Source organism: Nostoc sp., assembly GCF_036917195.1.
In the GTDB taxonomy this organism is placed as follows: domain Bacteria; phylum Cyanobacteriota; class Cyanobacteriia; order Cyanobacteriales; family Nostocaceae; genus Nostoc.
Map to the genome: position 1 here is coordinate 55,746 of NZ_JBALDG010000005.1, position 16,595 is coordinate 72,340.

At 42.2% G+C, this 16,595-nt stretch carries 17 protein-coding genes and 1 pseudogene; 10 read left to right on the forward strand and 8 right to left on the reverse strand.

What is annotated here, in order from left to right:
* The first annotated feature begins 57 nt into the window (after positions 1–57).
* From V7K40_RS00790 to V7K40_RS00825, 8 genes are all read left to right on the forward strand, one after another.
* Positions 58–582: an ATP-binding protein gene (locus V7K40_RS00790; protein ID WP_334955923.1), complete on the forward strand. Its 525-nt coding sequence runs from the start codon at positions 58–60 to the stop codon at positions 580–582.
* Positions 583–596: 14 nt separating this feature from the next.
* Positions 597–1,679, forward strand: a complete 1,083-nt coding sequence (locus tag V7K40_RS00795) for a glycosyl transferase (RefSeq protein WP_334955924.1) — start codon at positions 597–599, stop codon at positions 1,677–1,679.
* 219 nt (positions 1,680–1,898) lie between these two features.
* Entirely contained in the window at positions 1,899–2,312 is a 414-nt protein-coding gene (locus V7K40_RS00800) for a secondary thiamine-phosphate synthase enzyme YjbQ (RefSeq protein ID WP_273763349.1), read from the forward strand.
* Positions 2,313–2,611: 299 nt separating this feature from the next.
* The gene (locus V7K40_RS00805; RefSeq protein ID WP_334955925.1) at positions 2,612–3,361 is read left to right on the forward strand and encodes a hypothetical protein; all 750 of its coding nucleotides are present in this window, start codon (positions 2,612–2,614) and stop codon (positions 3,359–3,361) included.
* Positions 3,362–3,457: 96 nt separating this feature from the next.
* Positions 3,458–4,246 carry a Nif3-like dinuclear metal center hexameric protein gene (locus tag V7K40_RS00810; RefSeq protein ID WP_334955926.1) on the forward strand — a complete coding sequence of 263 codons (789 nt, stop codon included), beginning with the start codon at positions 3,458–3,460 and terminating at the stop codon, positions 4,244–4,246.
* A 293-nt stretch (positions 4,247–4,539) separates the two neighbouring features.
* On the forward strand, positions 4,540–4,749 hold the full coding sequence (locus V7K40_RS00815) for a hypothetical protein (RefSeq protein WP_334955927.1): 210 nt from the start codon (positions 4,540–4,542) through the stop codon (positions 4,747–4,749).
* 224 nt (positions 4,750–4,973) lie between these two features.
* Positions 4,974–5,126: a hypothetical protein gene (locus tag V7K40_RS00820; RefSeq protein WP_334955928.1), complete on the forward strand. Its 153-nt coding sequence runs from the start codon at positions 4,974–4,976 to the stop codon at positions 5,124–5,126.
* 218 nt (positions 5,127–5,344) lie between these two features.
* On the forward strand, positions 5,345–5,656 hold the full coding sequence (locus V7K40_RS00825; protein ID WP_012408115.1) for a DUF6679 family protein: 312 nt from the start codon (positions 5,345–5,347) through the stop codon (positions 5,654–5,656).
* Positions 5,657–5,703: 47 nt separating this feature from the next.
* Here the strand turns inward: V7K40_RS00825 and V7K40_RS00830 are convergent, their stop codons facing one another.
* The 8 genes and pseudogenes from V7K40_RS00830 to V7K40_RS00865 all read right to left on the reverse strand — a co-directional run bounded on the left by V7K40_RS00830 (position 5,704) and on the right by V7K40_RS00865 (position 13,652).
* Entirely contained in the window at positions 5,704–7,374 is a 1,671-nt protein-coding gene (locus V7K40_RS00830; RefSeq protein WP_334955929.1) for an MBL fold metallo-hydrolase, read from the reverse strand.
* 622 nt (positions 7,375–7,996) lie between these two features.
* A complete protein-coding gene (locus tag V7K40_RS00835) occupies positions 7,997–8,464 on the reverse strand; it encodes a DUF29 domain-containing protein (protein WP_334955930.1) in 468 nt (155 codons plus the stop codon).
* 154 nt (positions 8,465–8,618) lie between these two features.
* Positions 8,619–9,647, reverse strand: coding sequence for a hypothetical protein (locus V7K40_RS00840; RefSeq protein ID WP_334955931.1), 1,029 nt, complete (start codon positions 9,645–9,647; stop codon positions 8,619–8,621).
* Between the two features lie 372 nt (positions 9,648–10,019).
* Positions 10,020–11,510: a HEAT repeat domain-containing protein gene (locus V7K40_RS00845; protein WP_334955932.1), complete on the reverse strand. Its 1,491-nt coding sequence runs from the start codon at positions 11,508–11,510 to the stop codon at positions 10,020–10,022.
* Between the two features lie 117 nt (positions 11,511–11,627).
* The gene (locus tag V7K40_RS00850) at positions 11,628–11,999 is read right to left on the reverse strand and encodes a hypothetical protein (protein ID WP_334955933.1); all 372 of its coding nucleotides are present in this window, start codon (positions 11,997–11,999) and stop codon (positions 11,628–11,630) included.
* A gap of 96 nt (positions 12,000–12,095) precedes the next feature.
* Positions 12,096–12,572: a hypothetical protein gene (locus V7K40_RS00855; protein WP_334955934.1), complete on the reverse strand. Its 477-nt coding sequence runs from the start codon at positions 12,570–12,572 to the stop codon at positions 12,096–12,098.
* 221 nt (positions 12,573–12,793) lie between these two features.
* Positions 12,794–13,027, reverse strand: a pseudogene (locus V7K40_RS00860) (efflux RND transporter permease subunit); the annotation flags it as partial.
* The gene (locus V7K40_RS00865) at positions 13,020–13,652 is read right to left on the reverse strand and encodes a biotin/lipoyl-binding protein (protein ID WP_334956042.1); all 633 of its coding nucleotides are present in this window, start codon (positions 13,650–13,652) and stop codon (positions 13,020–13,022) included. The gene V7K40_RS00865 and the pseudogene V7K40_RS00860, both read right to left, overlap by 8 nt.
* Before the next feature lie 420 nt (positions 13,653–14,072).
* Between V7K40_RS00865 and V7K40_RS00870 the strand changes: the two genes are divergently transcribed.
* Together V7K40_RS00870 and V7K40_RS00875 are read left to right on the forward strand one after the other, a co-directional pair.
* Positions 14,073–14,954 (forward strand): Npun_R2479 family HD domain-containing metalloprotein, encoded by an 882-nt coding sequence (locus tag V7K40_RS00870; protein WP_334955935.1) that lies wholly within the window; start codon positions 14,073–14,075, stop codon positions 14,952–14,954.
* Between the two features lie 150 nt (positions 14,955–15,104).
* On the forward strand, positions 15,105–16,220 hold the full coding sequence (locus tag V7K40_RS00875; RefSeq protein ID WP_334955936.1) for an ABC transporter permease: 1,116 nt from the start codon (positions 15,105–15,107) through the stop codon (positions 16,218–16,220).
* The last annotated feature ends 375 nt before the right edge of the window (positions 16,221–16,595 follow it).

A 16,595-nucleotide genomic window follows, 5' to 3' on the forward strand; every position in this document is an offset into this window, starting at 1 on the left:
TACTAGTGCGTTATGCTATCTCAAGCTAAGAGGCTGTACTTAACTCTACTGAACTAAATGAAAACCCTTTATTTACTTTGTGGCTTGGCGTTTTCTGGTAAAAGTACCTTGGCTAAAGCAATAGTCGATTACCTAAACTGTGCATATGTAAGTCTGGATGATATCAATAAAGAGCGAGGACTTGGTTTTGGTGGAGATGGTATTCCCGTTGAAGAGTGGGAAAATACTCACCAGATCGCAATTAGTATTTTGGATAATTTAATGCAGCTAGAACAAGATATCATTCTCGATGATACAAACTGTTTTCGTTGGTTGCGTGACAGATTTAGAGAGGTCGCCAAACGACATAATTATAAAAGCAAAGTAATTTATCTCGATATTTCGCTAGAGGAAATTTACATAAGAATGCAAATGAATGAACAGATTAAAAAACGCCAAGGAATCAAAAAGGAGATTTTTGCACAACTAATACAAAGTTTTCAGCCTCCTGAAGTAGATGAAAATATTTTGCTATTCAATAATGAATCCACTATCAAAGATTGGCTAGATACTCAATTACATTCTACATTTAATAAGTTATAATTTTTAACTATAAAATGGAACGTCCAATCTTATACTTAGCCATAACTAACCACGGCTTTGGTCATGCTACCCGCACGGCTTCTGTAGCTGCGACAATTCAAAAATTATGTCCAGAAGTTCTGCTAATTCTGGTGAGTACTGCCCCACGCTGGTTGCTAGAGTGCTATATAGAAGGCGATTTTATCTATCGTCCCCGTGCATTTGATTTGGGTGTGGTGCAAACTGATAGTTTGACAATGGATAAAGTAGCGACTTTAGAAAAGTTGCTCGATATTAAGAAGCATCAGAATTCGCTGATTGCCTCAGAAGTCAATTTTATCCGCCAAAATCGCGTTAATCTCATCTTGGCAGATATTCCCTTCCTGGCTCCCGGATTTGCCAAAGCTGCAAATATTCCCTGCTGGATGATGAGTAACTTTGGTTGGGACTTGATCTACCGAGATTGGGGGGGTGAATTTACCGCAGTTGCCGATTGGATTAGTGATTACTACTCAAAGTGCGATCGCCTGTTTCGTCTACCCTTCCATGAACCGATGCAGGTTTTTAACAATATCACAGATGTCGGCTTAACAGGCGGTTCTCCCCGTTACTCTGCTGATGATTTACGTTCTCTTTGGGGAATAACTACAGCAGTTGAAAAAACTATTTTGTTGACCTTTGGCGGCTTGGGTTTACAGCAAATCCCCTATGATAACCTACGGCGATTTCCAGATTGGCAATTTATCGTATTTGATCAATCTGCTCCTGATTTACCTAATTTAGTGAAAATTGATGACCGCAAATACCGCCCTGTAGATTTTATGCCTATTTGTGGACGAGTCGTTTCTAAACCTGGTTACAGTACTTTTTCCGAAGCCACAATACTACAAGTGCCTATTATTACTATACCACGTGAAGATTTTGCTGAAGCGAATTTTATACTAGAAGGCATAATTAATTATAACCAGCACCAAATCATCACCCCTTCTGAGTTTTTTCAAGGAACTTGGGATTTTCTCCGTGAGTTACCTCAACCACCAAAGCAATCTCAATCAATTGCCAAGGATGGTAATGAAGCGATCGCTCATGCTATTGTCAACTATTTTCGTAGTAATTAAACTTGACTTAACTTATAGCCTCTCATAGGCTACTAGCTATCAGCTGAGAAGGTTATAGCTGTTTTCAATTATGTAAAATACAGTAGGGACGCGCAGATGTGCGCCCAAAGCGCATATTGCATCCAAACCAAAACCGCTATAAACTTTATTTATATGGTGAGGCAAATCATCCAAACTAAAAAATCAACGGTTATTAGTCAATAATCAATCAAATTACAGATGACTCACTACCAAAAGTTACTGAAAATTTCCACCACGGGCAAATCTTTTTCCAACATCACCGCGAAAATTGAAGCTATAGTTGCAGAGTCGGGAGTGGAAACTGGTCTTTGTACTCTATTTTTGCGCCACACTTCAGCCAGTTTAGTGATCCAAGAAAATGCTGATCCCGATGTCCTTATGGATCTAGCTAATTTTATGGCAAAACTCGTGCCAGAATCAGGCAAATACATCCACGATGCAGAAGGCCCTGATGATATGCCGGCACATATTCGTACCGCACTCACTCATACTTCTGAACATATCCCTATTAATCGCGGTCATTTGGTGCTAGGAACTTGGCAGGGAATTTATATTTGGGAACATCGCCAGCGCAGTCATTCGAGGGAATTAGTTATCCATATTTCTGGATAGTGAGTTCTCAAATTTAATTCATTTAAGGTGTGACTTGATAGAGTTGAAACGCCCTATTTATAGTATGTAACTTTTGGAAAAAATCTCGTAAACTTCGCAGTCATATGCATTAAATAAATTTTGCTGTGCTCGCTTTTTTACAAAAATTATTGATGTGAAATTTACCAAATATATAATAAATAATTTGTGTAAATTTGTAAATTAAAAAGTTAAGTTTATTTGTAATTATTCAATAATCTCTTTTCAGACTATAAACTAATATTATTTTAGTGTAAGCTGTCTGGGCTATTTCAATAACTATGAAGCAAAAACTGACACCAACTCATACTTTCCAATTTATTGATGAAATCCTCGCCCAGCAGTCTGTTAATATGTTATCACTTAATCCTCAAAAGAGATTAATTACCAGTTTTGCAGAATTGGGAAATTTTATTACTGAACAAAACACCGACATTGAATTTATTACAACCCTTCAGGAAACTCTCGAATCCATAGTCCGGACTCAGTTACAAAATTTTCCAGAAAACATATTCTGGGATTTTGATTTTCTGGTAAGTAGTATGCTCAGACAGGCTTTGGTAGCAGATGAGGGCGGTGTTGATTTTTTAAAGCTTTTTGGCAAAAAAATGGTTTTACTAATAGAGATGTTCGGAAATAAAACGCAAATGCGCTTCCGTTACGTTCACGATTTTATGTATGGATTTGATTGGGCAAGATGGGTACAAAAAGAACCACAAAATCGGGCACACATAGAGCCTTTTAGTCTGGTTTTTTTGGATTATTTGCTCGTCAAAGGCAAGGAACTTTTACAACGTATTAATCACGGTCAGATCACATGTTATAAACTATGTGAAACAGGTTACCGCAATCCCTTCACATTTTCTCGTGAACCAGAAGACGAATACCGTCTGCTAACTTATCTTGCTGAAGAACAACTTATTCCAGTGGCAGTGTGGAACTGGAATGCTTGCCCAGTATGGAACAAACCTTTCCAAGAAATTCGCCAGCAATTAGCATTAAAATTAAATATTCAACCACAGAGACACTGATAAAAAATTCAAAAATCAAAATTCAAAAATCGAACCCTTTATATGGCAAGTATTTAGCTACTTACTGCATACAAAATAATTGCCTGGAAAAATAGGATGAAAATTGCTGATTTAATTACTTGGTTTGAAGCATGGGCAAATCCTGCTTGGTGTGAAAGCTGGGATAATTGTGGCTGGCAGATTGAACCAGGAGTTTTGCACGAAAAAACACGGGTTTTGGTGTGTTTGACACCGACTTTGGCAGTAATGCAGGAAGCGATCGCTCTTAATGCTAATCTGATATTTGCCCATCATCCCTTGATTTTTACTCCTCCCAAGTCATTACGCAGTGGTGAAGCGATCGCAGAAATGATCCGGTTAGCTTTTACCCACAATATTGGTATTTACACTGATCACACGAATTTCGACCAAGTGCAGGATGGTACTGCTGACGTTTTAGCTCAGATTTTAGAACTCAAGGAAGTTACTCCCATAGTACCTACACAAGCAGGGTTAGGATATGGTCGTGTTGGTTTGCTAGAACCATTTCTGACATTACAAAAATTACTCGCAGCAATTCAAACCCGACTTGCTCCCCCTCATTTGATTTTTTCCCCAACTGCTGATTTACAGCAAACAATTTCACGAGTTGCCGTTTTGGGTGGTTCGGGGGCTAGTTACATTTCAGCCGTCGCTAAAACTGGTGCTCAAGCTTATCTGACTTCTGACTGTAAGTTTCATCAGTTTCAAGAAAGCCGCGATCGCAATCTAATTTTAATCGATGCTGGACATTATGCTACTGAACGTCCTGCTTGCGATCGCTTGGTGCAAAAATTCCAGTCCTTAAATTTAGACTGGGTGAAATTGAGTCAAAAGGATGAGGATTTCCGCCAGTTTTTTGCTTGATTGCTTATGTTTCACTATATTTTTTGGATACTTGCCTAAAAGTTTTTTTATATTTTAATAATATTGTCAAACCATCCGGCTGATCAACATTAATACTGAATTATTTGTATTAAATACTTTGCGTATACAACTAGCACTCTCATCGAAAACTCTTATCATAACCTATTATGGTGATGCAAATCACTAATTACGTGTAATTATAATCACATAATTTTCATGTTCCATATCAATTAGTAGCAGCGGGAAATTTTCCACACTTGAGGTAACAAATTGTTTACTTTGCCCTAACCAAGATGATTCGCACAATCGTTGAATCTGCTTTCCAAACTGGATATCTTAGTGTTGAATCTGAGGGTTTACTCCATCAAGTGGTGGCTACTAAATGCTATCAGTCAGAAGATTTACCAGCCCTTGCAGCCCTATACAATGCACTTCGCGCAGGTAAAATTAAACGAGAAGCGTCCTCGTCGAACAAGCTTATGGAATTATGCCCTACCATATAAATCTCCCTGATCCTCCAAAAGAAGCAGAGGAACAGAGGCAAGTTGCCTGATGCACTCCCCACTCTCTTGGCTTTTCCTTAGCCATGATCAGGCAAAAACCTTAAAAACTCAAAACTCTTTGGGTGTTGTTGTTGAAAATCATCAAGGTCAGCAAGAGAATGAGTTAAGATCAGATACACATGGGTAAAAGTAAAGCTAAGTCCCCGGACTTCCCAGTAATGCCAATGACTAAAAGTAGGCAAATTAAACAACCGCAATCAACGATTATTTTTGAGTATTCTTTATTACATAAAGGTAATAATGACTCACCAGCATATATGAATCTGGTTAGGACAGATCCCGAATTGTTTGACTTCTATGAAGCAGACATTCCTTAGAACGAGCCAGAGGAGATTGAGTTCATTGCTAGAGCAAACACTGATTTATGACCCAAAATTTCCCAATATTTTGACAACTATAAGCAAGTATTGGGATTGGTTTATGAACCGTACTTGTTCTCAACTGTGAAATTAACCTCTTAAAGGTGTAATGTAATGGGGTAGAACCCAGATTTGGAAAGGTTTAACTACGTTGTTTAAAAAGGCAGAAACAGTACATGCTACACCGCAAGATTTATCAACTGTGTTGCGATGGGCGCGAGGTATGTGTTTTCTTGCGGGACCAGCAACGCTGGATTGAACGCGCCCGCATCATAGACATAGAGGGAGATTTAGTGACCCTACGCTATGAAACAGAAGAAGAGGACGAAGTTTGTTCTTGGGAAGAAATGGTTCGCCTTGAGAGCATTGGTGCTGTAACGCAAAAATTAGCTTCAGTGCCACGCGGGAATGTGGAACCTCTGATGACTGAAGACTGTCCCGAAGCAGAGCGCATCCACAACCGTTATACTGACTCGAATCCAGAATAATCAGTGCTGAGTGTTGAGGGCTGAGTTAATAAATCCTAACTCAGTCTTCAAGACTCAGGATTAGATAAACCTTCAAAAGCAGGACAGTAACCTTCTAGAGTTACCTTAAAGTTATATAACGGGGAAGCTGGGTTCCAACACCGCTGCCCCCTTTGATGTCGGCAAGTACCGCAACAGTCTACATCTGTCCATGTATAGCGATCGCTATTTTGGTTGAGCAGTTCTCGTTGAGACAATCCCCTTAAGACTAGTTCTTCCCCTTGCCAACGAGCTTCGATTAAACCAGTGTCCGCAAATTGCCGCCAACGAGGATCGGTAGTAATCACATTGGGTAGGGTGATTGTGATTATTGTTCCCAACTCTGTAAGTTCGCCTTCGTAGTTAGTTTCTGGTGCTGCCGGTTGTAAAAATGTATCACCGATAGGCAGTTCTACTAAGGTGTCAGCAGCCGGAGAATGTACATGGTAGCGGTTTTGCAACTCCTCTAAGCTAGTCAGGTCTGCCAAGTAGGCAGGAGAACCGTGGACAAAAACGACATGTTGGGGTCGCAAATTATGAATTAGCTGCGTAGTACCAGGGCCATCACTATGTTGAGCTAGGAGATAGCTTTCGATAGTGGTGGGTGCTAAATATTCTTTGTTAACTTTTATATCAATTTTTTCTGGTAGAAGGATCAGCCAAGGACCAGTTTCTAATTGGCAGTGCTTACCCAAATCAGTTGTAGAGTCAGTGAGGACAATACAAGGTGATTTGCCGACAATAGCACGATGTTCTGGCTGCAAACGACGCACGCGGGGACGCACCCGCTCATCCCAAAACAAGGGTTGATGGCGGGCGAAGTTTTGTACGGATGGGGGAAGGTGGGCTAGCAGTTCTAGGTAGGCATCACACCCAGTGGCGACAGCACCATCTACCCAGATATCTAAATCTCGTCCGGTGAAGTGGTGATGAGACCGTAGGAGCATTAATAATTCTTGACCCAATCCTAAAGCCGGGGTGGGAAGAATTACAGAACAATTGTCAGCGATCGCCCGATTAATTCGCTCTGCTAGTTGATTTTCTTGGTTGCGGCGGTGAGGATGGCGGGATGTACCGTAACTGCCTTCAATGATCAGCACATCCAAATCTAAGCCCCGCAGTTCCTCTAAGCGTAAACCTTCTACCAGGCGGGAGTTTGACAAGAAAAAGTCCCCTGTATAGAGTAACTTGTAAATACGCTGCTTAGTGGTGTAGGTGAGCAGAATTGCCACTGCCCCTGGTAGATGCCCTGCGGGAAATAATTCTGCTACCAGACCATCTTGGAATTCCACAGGCGATCGCAACGGCAAGGCATGACAAAATTGGGAAATCTCCTCAGGATCTTCGTCTAGCCAATTCAGCGGCAGTAACTTGCTGGTTACTTCGCTACCATAAATCGGTAACTTTGGAAAAGCTTTATGCAGTGCCAGTAAGCCTCGGGCGTGATCTGGGTGGGCGTGACTAATCAAAACTAAATCTGCTGGTAGAGGCGAACTAGCTCCCCGTCCCGACTTAGTAAGCCCCTTAGCTAGCGATGAAATATTCTCCAAACCACAGTCCAACAGGATGCGGTGTGGCCCCATCTTCACCAATAGACACACGCCCTCATCGTCATGCTGGACACTATAGGGCAAACATTCTAATTCACTACCCGCTTCCCCAGCATCTACGCGAGAGGATGCCGACAGATTATCCCTCATGCTCTCCTCCCCTCAAACCTCATCATCATGGACATATCCCAAAATCCAAAAATTACATAAATTTTGGTTTTGTGACTTAGGGGTAAGTTTTATTGTGCGCCCCTACACCCTGAGAATACAGATTTTTGATTGGGGAGGACGCCTCCACCGAACCCGCACTGGTTCGGAAAGGTGGATTAACGAAAAGCAAACAAACTAAAAGCTAAAGAATGCCTCTTGTTTATTTTCCCTTTGCAAATTCTGAGCGCTCTTAGCCAACTCATCCTACGAAAAGTCGCCCAAACGTCTACAGATTTATCTCAATGTGCGGAGCCATTGCCGTGATAGTTATCTGAATCATAGAATCCATTTTTCGTGCCAAAAAATAAGCACGAAAGCGTAAATATAATTGTTAATCCAGCTAGAATCAGCTTTACATCCATTTGTTTGCTGCCCCGTACTTAAAGACTTTCCTATATTAATTTAGTGCTTCTGCAATTAAATGCAATCACTAGAAAATCTTCACTATGCTTATGTGGATTGGGCAATAGGTAAATTTACCGCAATCAGTCAGATTGTAGAACCTTTCGGTTCACCTGTCTATCCATCTAGATATGAAACAATATGACAACAGGAGCAATCCTCATAGCCCGTAAAAATCTTCATCTAGAATCTGGTCAATGGAAAAAGGACAAACCGTGGGATACTCACTTTCCTGGGGTATCCGAACCCCAAATTTAGCCAGCTTACCTTCCTTAATCGCTAGCTTGTGAGCATCTGGGTAGGCTTTTTCCACTGCCTCTAACAGAAAACTTTTTAGAGAAGGAGTATCTGCTAAATTATTGAGAACTCGCTGACGATGTTCAAGTATTGAGCTATACCAGCTGACTTTCATGCTATCGGGTACATCATACTGAACCCGTAACTTGAGTAAATGCGCCAGCAAAATTGTCAGATTGCTTTTGAGCGCATTTTTCTCTGCCTTACCCAAATCAACTAGCTCCTCAATCAAATGCTCAATATCCAATGCCTCAAATTGATGATTCTGTAACTGTTGAATGGTTTGCTCAATCCATAATTGCAAATCTTGATCGTATAGCGTGTTAGGCATTCCTCAGATCAACTCCCAGTTATTTAACATTCCAGCTAGACTCTAAATCTTGCACTTACTCAACGATCATAGCGATGAAAGCGATCGCACATCCAGGAGATCAGGGAAACAAGGGGACAAGAGGAATAACCATGCCTAATGCCCAATTCCCCATTTATCTAGTCCGCAACAACTGCACGAAAGTATTACTCACCGTATTGTCTTTCGTGTCGGCGGCGTATTGAATCAATTCTTCTCGCAGTTTTTTGGCTGCATCTATCTCAAGTAAGGTTGCTAGCAAGAAATAAACGCCACGAAATCGCGGATCGCCCATTCTATCAACTAATAGTCCTTCGGCGGCATCAGTTTCGCCCAGAAAGTTTTGCACTAAGAAGAAATCCATGATTTTATCGTGGCGGAAATACCATTCTTTCTGGGCTTCGCCTTTTTTATCTTGCCACTGACGGCTGACTACCATTTTGTATTTCTCGTCTGACAAAGACATGGCAACTTGGTAAAATTCATCGGCGGGTAAGGCTTGTTTGTCTGCGAGTCGCATTTCGTAGACGGCGGCTGAGAATTTCTTTAAGGGAAATTCTTGATTCCATTCTTTGAGGTATTCTGCCGCCATTAAATTGTATTGCTGTTCTTGCAGGCGAAACAAGTTAGGGTGTTTGCCTTGTGATAGCATCAGCGCTACCACTGTTAGATCCATTGGATTGGAAAGAATTCGGCGAATAGCATCTAACTCTTCTTTGGCTTGTTGTTGGAAGACTTCTGTTAAATAATCGGTGCAGGCTTTGGCGTAATCAGCACCTTGAACTTTGGCATCTTGGGGGAGTCGCGGCTGACGGGATATCAAAAACTCTTGAATTTGTTGTTGCTCAAGGGGTTGCAAGTAGTATGTTTTTGCTGTTGAGGGCGGTATCCATTCTAGGGGCTGGGTAGTCATGATAATATTGCCCCGGAAATAGCTTTCGACAAACTGGCAGATTTTCGCCCGTGTTTCGGCGGTGACTTCGTTGAGTCCGTCGATGCAGATATCTATCGCACCACTGTAAATCAGGTTTTTCAGGAAGTCAGCATCTTGGGCTTGGCCGTGTAATTTGTCTTGAATTGCCTCAATTACGCCTTTATGACATTTCTGGGCGGGGAGATAAACGACTATGCGCTCTTGATTTTTCAACAGATGACGGAGAAACATCGACTTGCCTAAGCCGGAATCACCTTCTAAGATAATTTGTCCTTGAATACTGGGTAATGCTGGGGTAATTGGCAGGATGTCTCCTGAGACGGGAACTTTGACTTTAGATTCTGGGAAGTATGATTGCTCATAAAAATTATCTAAGCCGGCATCGGCTAATAGGGAAGGTTTGAATGGTTCAAATAATTTGCGGCGGAAGGGGGGAAACCAGGTGAGGATAAAGCCGACATAGCCGACGCCGAGAATCCGGCGTACCCAAGGGTTCCAGAAGAAGATGGCTTGGATTTGGGGAAATTTGGGGTAGGCAAAGATCAGAACAAGCCAAAAGGTAGCATGAATAAAGATGGTGATTCTGGCTTTGAAAAACCACTGTCAATATTCCAGATGATTAATTACTGACTGTAGTGCTTCAGCCTGAGTGGAGTTAACTTTTTTGAGGTTACTGTAATGAGTGTTCAGTAAGTTAAGATCCTGGGCTTTCCAAATAATTTGTTTTTTAGCAGCAACTTCAGAAATTTGTTGTGCTAGTTCTGTTCGCAGTTCTGGCAGAGAATCACAATCTATCCAGGCTTTCTCGAAAACTTGCATTGCTTCCACTCCCTGCTTATAGCTCGGTTTCTCTGGTCGTATTTTAGGCTTACCAACCCATTGCATAAGAGTTTCTAATTCTGGTTTACCAGCTGCCAAAAAATGAGCTAAAAATCTGAGTTGACCAATCTCAGAGGGATAATAGTGAACTGAATTGAGAATTTGCACAACAACTGGCAAATCTTGTTGCCCTAGTTTTATGAGTACCTGTGCTGCTAGTCTACGGACATCAGAGTCAGAATCTTTGAGCAGCAGGGCAAGTTGTGGAGCTTGTTCCTTAGCTTGCATCTGCTCTAGTGCCTCTGCTGCTGCAAAACGGACACCAGAGTCAGAATCTTTGAGCAGCAGGGCAACTTGTGGAGCTTGTTCCTTGGCTTGCATCTGCCCTAGTGCCTGTGCTGCTGCTTTAGGGACTTTTATGTCAGAATCTTTGAGCAGCAGGGCAACTTGTGGAGCTTGTTCCTTGGCTTGCATCCGCCCTAGTACCTGTGCTGCTGCTCTACGGATATCAGAGTCAGAATCTTTGAGCAGCAGGGCAACTTGTGGAACTACTTCCTTGGCTTGCATCTGCCCTAGTGCCTGTGCTGCTGCTCTACGGATATCAGAGTCAGAATCTTTGAGCAGCAGGGCAACTTGTGGAACTACTTCCTTGGCTTGCATCTGCCATAGTGCTAGTGCTGCTGCTCTACGGATATCAGAGTCAGAATCTTTGAGCAGCAGGGCAACTTGTGGAGCTTGTTCCTTGGCTTGCATCTGCTCTAGTGCCTCTGCTGCTGTATAACGGACACGAAAGTCAGAATCTTTGAGCAGCAGGGCAACTTGTGGAGCTTGTTCCTTGGCTTGCATCTGCCCTAGTGCCTGTGCTGCTGCTTTACGGATATCAGAGTCAGAATCTTTGAGCAGCAGGGCAACTTGTGGAGCTTGTTCCTTGGCTTGCATCTGCCCTAGTGCCTGTGCTGCTGCTTTACGGGAAACTGCTGAATCTTTATCCTGCAACTGTTTGACAAACTGTTTTACAAGCTGATCATAATAGTTTTTTATCTGAGATTTAAAGTTATCTAGCTGATATCCCTGTAAGTATTGCGTTGCTGTAGCCCTGACTTCGGGTATTGGGTCTTTTAGGGCTGCGACAAAACCGTTAATCTGCCATACTTCCGGTTTAGGTTTTTCTTTAACGTTTACCCAAGGTAAAGAGAGGAGAAAAGTCAGGAGTAGGGTGAAACAAAAAAGGAAAAAGAGCGATCGCTTGCTAGCGTGGCGGGGTATGGTAAGCATAATTGGGGGCAAGGTGGCAGATTAGACGCGGTTATGGATATAATTACAACCTTGCAATTCCTAATTCCCGATTCAGAAAGTTGGATCTTATAGGGTGACTTTCTAAGCCCGCACAATTCATAAAACGGGCGAGATGCCCAGATCACAAAAATCGTTAAATATTTTTTTAGTTGGAAATGCCTTATTTTGATTGACGAGTATCAAAGACTCGCCCACGAGTATCAAAGACTCGTCCACGAGTATCAAAGACTCGTCCACGAGTATCAAAGACTCTCGCACGAGTATAAAAGACTCGTCCACGAGTATCAAAGACTCTCGCACGAGTATAAAAGACTCGTCCACGAGTATCAAAGACTCGTCCACGAGTATAAAAGACTCGTCCACGAGTATCAAAGACTCGCTCACGAGTATCAAAGACTCGTCCACGAGTATTAAAGACTCGTCCACGAGTATTAAAGACTCGTCCACGAGTATCAAAGACTCATTCACCAGTTGACAAAATAAAAAGGGTAAAAGAAAAGGAATTAAATCTCCCTTTAACTTCTCCCCTTTGACTCTTCCGGTATCTTTGGCAAGATTTTCAGCCTATGAACCAGAGTTAGTTTTAACAGGTTTATTTTTGATAGCTTTAAAACGATCGCCTAACTGTTCAGCAATACTTTTTAACCCTGGAGTTTTCTTAGCGGCTGTCTTGACGTAATCATAAACTGTCAAACTGCTGCCCATTGCTTCGCTGCCGACTGCCATTAAAGTATCATCTACTTGTTCTGTCAGTTGTCGCAATCCAATCAACAGTTCAGTAAGCGTCGCTGCAAGTTGATAATCCCGCACAAATTCATCTACATCAAAGCTGGCTGGGAGAATTTCTCGGTTAGACTGGGCAGCAGTCAGGCTGGTGTTGACAAAGGCTAGGCTTTTATCGCCCATCTTAAATAACTTGCGTCGTTCTTCTACACTCAGGGTTACGAGAAAAGGCATCTTTGCTTGGATAGTTGCAAAGGCTGCTTTAATTTCTTGGATATCTGCTGGGGAAAGGGAAGCGGTGATGTTTTGGTAAGCCATTGTTTATTTACCGTAGTGAATCTGTTTGTTATGATTCCCACTGGTAAATGCGATCCCACAGTATTTAGGCATTAGGGTATTATCTGACTTTTCACGATATCTGGAAAACCTCTCTCTAAATCTCTCTCCTAAAAGGAGAGAGACTTTGAACTTTCCCCCTTAGAGCGTCGGTAAGGGGGTTAGGTTTTTCGTCGGCTTTTTCAGATGGGGTGAAAAGTCAGAACTGCATAGGTGATCACCGAGCCGCCGGAAAATTCCAGGCGTTCCAGAATTGGATCGTTGATATCTTGGGGTAAGTCTTGGCGAATTTGAGCGATCGCATTGCGGACATCATTGGTGGCGCGATCGCTATTTGTACCCAAAACAAAATTGATTGTCGTTTTAGAATTCCCATCACTGACGGTGGAAATCATATAATCGATATTGCCCAAGCCCGCGACGGCATCTTCAATTTGCGACTCGAACCTGATCGCCATCTTTGAGATAGTCTGCACCATCAACTACGATGCGATCGCCTAATTGCAACCCACTCTTGATTTCCACTTTGTGGGCACTATGCACATTTTCTTGAGCGAGATTCACAAATTGTATGGCAGTTTTCACATTATAGGAACGAGTATCAAGTTCTTGTTGACTAATCGTGCCAGAGTCAGCAAGTTGTTGATAACGCTGATAATTTTTAGCCGCTTCCTCTAGGCTCACCTTAGCTTGAGCTAAATCTGCTTGCTTTTGCTGGACTATGGCTTTATTTGATGCCAAATCCGCTTGTTTTGATGCCACATCTGTTTTTGCTTGGCTAATTTGGCTTTGCAGTATGGAACCACCCAACACCGCCAACACTTGACCTTTTTTGACAAAAGCCCCTTCTTTTACATCTTGGGGAATGCTTTTGATTTGTAAGCCGTTTGTCTGTGGTAACACTGAAATTAAATCATGCGTTGCTACAGTCCTAGTCCTTTTAAGGGTACGGACAACACGGACAGTTTCTACTGTGGCGATGGTGATTGTGATTGCTGGGTTTACTTTTTTATCCCCTACCGCACTTTGTTGCCGAGCCGGAATCCGATTTAATATACCCATCCCACCAAAGGCGATCGCGATTCCTAAACCAGCACCTAAGAATAATGGCTTCAACCATGCCCTCGTTCGTTTTTGCTCTGATTTGCTCAAAAAGCTAGCATTTTCAAAGGTTACAGGTTCTTCCACCTCGACTTCTGAAACACTTTTATCGCTCACACCCCCATTTCCACTTTCTGTCTATGCATACCAATCTTGGTACTTTCTTAAGAAAACTTGAAGTTTATTTACTTCATATCAACTATGGCGCATTTTCTAGTAAATGTCCTTTACATAAAATAGTATTTAATAAAACATTGTTCATAAGAGTAATTACTTGAAATATGCGAAAAAAGTTTATGTAGATTATGATACATAAAATTGTCTAATCTCATTTAGCTACTCTAGGTCACACACCATTGGTATTTACCAAAGTAACCAGATATGTTCAATGCCACTGAAATTTTAATTGATGCCTTTGTAAATGAAATTCGAGAAGGCTACCGTCGCACCTATGGCTGCTTCAAAAATGATTATCAGGACATTATCGCCTGGGCTGGTAACATGGCTTTGGAAAACATTGCCAATAGCGACGCCCTTTATCACAATGTTGAACACACTGTCCTTGTCACCCTGGTAGGGCAAGAAATCTTACGTGGCAAACACATTAGGGAAGGCGGTGTTTCCAGTGAAGACTGGTTGCATTGTATCATTTCCTTACTGAGTCATGATATTGGCTACGTTAAGGGAGTTTGCCGACAAGACCAAGAAACAGCAGGCTTATATGCCACGGGTAAAAATGGCAAAATGATTTCTGTAGATCCTGGCGCTTCTGATGCCAGTCTGACGCCGTATCATGTTGATAGAGCCAAGCTTTTTATTGATGAGCGTTTTGGAGGTCACAAGTTGATAGATGCTCAGGCAATTAAGAGCAATATTGAATTGACTCGATTTCCCGTGCCTGCGGCAGAAGATCATCAAGATACAAAGTGCTTTGCAGGATTAGTCCGGGCTGCTGATTTGATTGGTCAACTAAGCGACCCACGTTACCTGAAGAAAATTACTTCTTTATTTTACGAGTTTGAAGAAACTGGTGTAAATAAAGTTTTGGGCTATAAAACCCCTGCTGATTTACGGAATAACTACGCTAAATTTTACTGGAATGGCGTCTATCCTTATATCCAAGAGGGACTGCATTATCTATCATTGACACAACAGGGAAAACAAATTCTCGCTAATCTTTACTCAAATGTGTTTGTTGTAGAACATGAAAAACAACAGCAAGAACAGCAGCGGTATTTAAAGAAGTTAGAAGTGGGGAGTTGAGAGTAGAGACGCGATTAATCGCGTCTGTACAGGAGTTAGGAGACGCGATTAATCGCGTCTGTACAGGAGTTGAGAATTATTATTCATGAGTTATGAATTAAGATAAAAGTTTAATAACTCATAACTCATAACTTATAACTCCTAACTACTATGGATTGGTGGCGACGACTGAAGAAAAATCCTTTGGCACGATTTGGGGCAATTTTGCTGTTAGTTTTCTACATAGCAGTAATTGCAGCCGATTTCGTGGCTCCTTATGATCCCTATGCTTCACAGGCCAATGGTTCACTGCTGCCACCAACTAAGATACACTGGGTTTCTCAGTCGGGACAGTTTATTGGGCCCCATGTTTATCCGACGACTCAGGGAGATACTAATTTAGAAACAGGCGATCGCCAACTCGTTGTAGACTTCAAAAAACCCTCACCTCTGCGTCTATTTGTCTCCGGGCCAGAATACCGATTGTTGCAGATGAGTTTGCCATTACCCCCGAAGTGGGATGAAGTCACAATCTTTCCTGGTATTCCCTTAAATTGGCATTTGTTTGGCACAACAAGTGAGGCAAAATTCAACATCTTGGGCACTGATGACCAAGGCCGCGACGAATTTAGTCGCCTGCTGCATGGCGGTCGCATCAGTATGTTTATTGGGATTTTCGGGATTATCATTGCCTATCCCCTCGGTTTACTCATCGGGGGAATTTCTGGCTATTTCGGCGGTGTGACTGATAGCATCATTATGCGCTTGGCAGAAGTAGTAATGACTTTCCCTAGTATTTATCTTTTGGTGACTTTGGGAGCAGTCTTACCACCTGGTTTAAGCAGTACCCAGCGCTTTTTACTGATTGTGGTGATTACTTCGGCTATTCGCTGGGCTGGTTTAGCACGGGTCATTCGCGGACAGGTACTATCAATTAAAGAGCGAGAATTTGTGCAAGCGGCACGTGCAATGGGCGGAAACCCACTCTATATCATCCTCCGCCACGTTTTGCCGCAAACGGCTAGTTATATAGTTATCTCTGCTACTCTTGCAATTCCTAGCTTTATTGAATCAGAAGCGATACTGAGTCTCATCGGCTTGGGAATTCAACAACCAGACCCCTCTTGGGGCAATATGCTTTCTCTGGCTAGCAATGCTTCAATTTTGGTACTACAACCTTGGTTAATCTGGCCGCCGGCTGTGCTGATTATCTTCACAGTACTAGCATTCAACTTACTCGGTGATGGATTGAGAGATGCACTTGACCCCCGGAGTTTGAGAAGATAAGCTCTCAGAATAGTAAATGCTGTTGCCAAAATAGCAAATGGAGTCGCGGAAGTAGCAAATGCAATCGCCGAAATAACAAATGCAATCGCCGAAATAACAAATGCAATCGCCGAAATAACAAATGCAATCGCCGAAATAACAAATGCGAACGCTGAAATAACAAATGCGAACGCTGAAATAACAAATGCGATCGCCGAAATAGCAAATGCGAACGCTGAAATAACAAATGCGAACGCTGAAATAACAAATGCGATCGCCGAAATAACAAATGCGAACTCTGAAATAACAAATGCGAACGCTGAAATAACAAATGCGAACGCTGAAATAACAAATGTGATCGCTGAAATAACAAATGCGATCACTAAAATTAGTCCG

Coding starts and splice junctions, on each gene's coding strand:
- V7K40_RS00825 (WP_012408115.1), top strand. CDS start 5,345: ATGCTACACCGCAAGATTTATCAACTGTGTTGCGATGGGCGCGAGGTA.
- V7K40_RS00805 (WP_334955925.1), top strand. CDS start 2,612: ATGAAGCAAAAACTGACACCAACTCATACTTTCCAATTTATTGATGAA.
- V7K40_RS00845 (WP_334955932.1), bottom strand. CDS start 11,510: ATGCTTACCATACCCCGCCACGCTAGCAAGCGATCGCTCTTTTTCCTT.
- V7K40_RS00865 (WP_334956042.1), bottom strand. CDS start 13,652: ATGGGTATATTAAATCGGATTCCGGCTCGGCAACAAAGTGCGGTAGGG.
- V7K40_RS00810 (WP_334955926.1), top strand. CDS start 3,458: ATGAAAATTGCTGATTTAATTACTTGGTTTGAAGCATGGGCAAATCCT.
- V7K40_RS00830 (WP_334955929.1), bottom strand. CDS start 7,374: ATGAGGGATAATCTGTCGGCATCCTCTCGCGTAGATGCTGGGGAAGCG.
- V7K40_RS00820 (WP_334955928.1), top strand. CDS start 4,974: ATGACTAAAAGTAGGCAAATTAAACAACCGCAATCAACGATTATTTTT.
- V7K40_RS00835 (WP_334955930.1), bottom strand. CDS start 8,464: ATGCCTAACACGCTATACGATCAAGATTTGCAATTATGGATTGAGCAA.
- V7K40_RS00875 (WP_334955936.1), top strand. CDS start 15,105: ATGGATTGGTGGCGACGACTGAAGAAAAATCCTTTGGCACGATTTGGG.
- V7K40_RS00795 (WP_334955924.1), top strand. CDS start 597: ATGGAACGTCCAATCTTATACTTAGCCATAACTAACCACGGCTTTGGT.
- V7K40_RS00815 (WP_334955927.1), top strand. CDS start 4,540: ATGATTCGCACAATCGTTGAATCTGCTTTCCAAACTGGATATCTTAGT.
- V7K40_RS00840 (WP_334955931.1), bottom strand. CDS start 9,647: ATGTTTCTCCGTCATCTGTTGAAAAATCAAGAGCGCATAGTCGTTTAT.
- V7K40_RS00790 (WP_334955923.1), top strand. CDS start 58: ATGAAAACCCTTTATTTACTTTGTGGCTTGGCGTTTTCTGGTAAAAGT.
- V7K40_RS00870 (WP_334955935.1), top strand. CDS start 14,073: ATGTTCAATGCCACTGAAATTTTAATTGATGCCTTTGTAAATGAAATT.
- V7K40_RS00800 (WP_273763349.1), top strand. CDS start 1,899: ATGACTCACTACCAAAAGTTACTGAAAATTTCCACCACGGGCAAATCT.
- V7K40_RS00855 (WP_334955934.1), bottom strand. CDS start 12,572: ATGGCTTACCAAAACATCACCGCTTCCCTTTCCCCAGCAGATATCCAA.